The following is a 2,142-nucleotide window of genomic DNA, read 5'->3' on the forward strand; positions in this document are numbered from 1 at the left end:
GCGCCATTGTCCGCCGGCCCGCCCGGCGAAGCATTCTTGATTGCGCCGGATGTTGGCCCAGGGCCGCGCGTCCTGTCAATCCACCGGGCGGAACGGCATGAGATCGACGGCCGGATGGGAGACGGCCATCGCCTTGAAAAGCTCGCCCATCCGGCCCTCGCCGGAGCCGGCCAGCCGGTCCACCGCGCTCTGGATAATCTGCTGGGTGCGCGGTTCACGATCGCGGCCGAGAGCGGCGGCGCGCTCGAGAATGCCGAGGCCGATCAGGAAATCCCCCTGGTGCAACGCGCCGTTGAGATGCAGCCCGGCGCCGACAGCGGTCTTCGCGAGGTCTTCGAAATCCACATGGCTCGTCAGGTCCGCTTCGCCGGGATGGGCAAGCGGCGGATCGAACTCGTGCATGCGCACGGCCTGTAGCGTATCGCCGAAGCCGGTGACGAGATGGCCGTAATCGATCGCCAGCGCCGTGCCGCCGAAGGCCTTCAGGCGATCGCAGATCGTCATCATCACAGCCTGCCGGGCCGGCGAAATCTCGAAGAGCGTGCCGGCCGGCGCGGCCTGCGGGTTTTCAGGCAGCAGTGCCGGATCGATGCCGGCGATCCCGGCGGCGAATGTCAGCTCGCCATCGATATCGAGGCCAACCATGCGCTCACGAAAGCCGGTCGGCGTCTTGATGAATTGGCGGATTGGAATGGCGTCGAATAGCTCGTTTGCCGCAATCAGCGTGAAGCCCGGCGGAACTTCCTCGAAATCGGCATGCCAGCTGATTTTGCCCTCATGTGCGTCAAGCGTCTGCTGCTGGATACCGCGCAAACGCTCGCTCGTTTCGACGAGATGAACCGTCATATTCTCGAAAAGCGGCGCGGCGAGACGCTCGATGACGCGCAGCATGTCGGCCATCATCGTCCCGCGACCGGGGCCGATTTCAACGAGGCGCACGCCTGCCGGCGCGCCATGGCGCTGCCAGGCATGCACGACGAAGACCCCGATCATTTCGCCGAAGAGCTGGCTGACCTCGGGCGCAGTGACAAAATCGCCGGATCGGCCGAAGGGCTCGCGGGTGCGATAGTAGCCGTATTCCGGATCAGCGAGGCAGAGCGAAAAATAGTCCGTGACACTGATCGGCCCGTTCGCCTGAATGATCGACTTTATCTTTTCACCGAGTGCGGTCGTCATGATCGTACGGTCCTGACAGGCTCAATGCTGCAAAGCGGCCTGGCGGCGGGCACGTGCCATCGCCCAGATGCCGAGCAGGACCATCGGGAAGGAAAGGACCATGCCCATGGTCAGCCAGTTCGTGCCGAGCAGGTAGCCAAGCTGCGCATCCGGCTCGCGGAACAACTCGACGAATATGCGTGACAGCGCGTAGCCGCAGACGAAGAGACCGGTAACGAGCCCCGGTGATTTCAGCGCCCGGAAACCGTAGACGACAAGAGCAAGCGAAAGCAGCAGCACGATGCCTTCGAGGCCCGCTTCATAGAGCTGGCTCGGATGCCGCGCAAAAGGCCCGCCGGTCGGGAAAACGACTGCCCAGGGTACATCCGTAAGCCTCCCCCAAAGCTCGCCGTTGACGAAGTTTGCCATGCGACCGAAGAATAGGCCGATCGGCACCACGGTAGCGACGATGTCGAAAAGGCTCCAGACCGGAATGCCGTTCTTGCGCGCAAAAAGGATCATGGCGATCGTCGTGCCGATGGTTCCGCCGTGGAAGGACATGCCGCCATTCCAGATCTCGATGGCACGGAGCGGGGTTTCGATCACGGCCGGCAGATCGTAGAAAAAGATGTAGCCGATGCGACCGCCGAGAACGATGCCGAGGGCTGCCCAGACGATGAAGTCGTCGATCTGCGCCTTGGTGATCGGCGAGGCGTTGCCCGGCCAAAGCGCATCATTGCCGGCGATCCGCCGGGCATAGAGCCATCCGAGCATGATGCCTGCGACATAGGCGAGACCGTACCAGTGAACAGCCAGAGGGCCGATCGCAAAGGCGATCGGATCGATATCCGGAAAGGGCATGATCGAAAGAAGATTGGCTGCAGTCGGCAAGATTTTTCCACCCGTTGATGTGCGCGGAACATGGCGTTGCGATACGAAGCGGTCAAGTCGATTGTGAGGCAGAGCAATGCCCGAAGCGGCTTATCC

The 2,142-nt window shown here is 62.6% G+C and carries 2 protein-coding genes; both read right to left on the reverse strand.

Going from position 1 to position 2,142, the window contains the following annotated elements; translation table 11 throughout:
• Nucleotides 1–75 precede the first annotated feature (75 nt).
• The gene (locus C9413_RS31490; protein ID WP_039845469.1) at nt 76–1,176 is read right to left on the reverse strand and encodes a class I SAM-dependent methyltransferase; all 1,101 of its coding nucleotides are present in this window, start codon (nt 1,174–1,176) and stop codon (nt 76–78) included.
• Between the two features lie 21 nt (nt 1,177–1,197).
• Nucleotides 1,198–2,046: a prolipoprotein diacylglyceryl transferase gene (gene lgt / locus C9413_RS31495; RefSeq protein WP_039845468.1), complete on the reverse strand. Its 849-nt coding sequence runs from the start codon at nt 2,044–2,046 to the stop codon at nt 1,198–1,200.
• Nucleotides 2,047–2,142 lie beyond the last annotated feature (96 nt).

The organism is Rhizobium sp. SEMIA 4085 (genome assembly GCF_013004495.1).
GTDB lineage: Bacteria > Pseudomonadota > Alphaproteobacteria > Rhizobiales > Rhizobiaceae > Rhizobium > Rhizobium gallicum.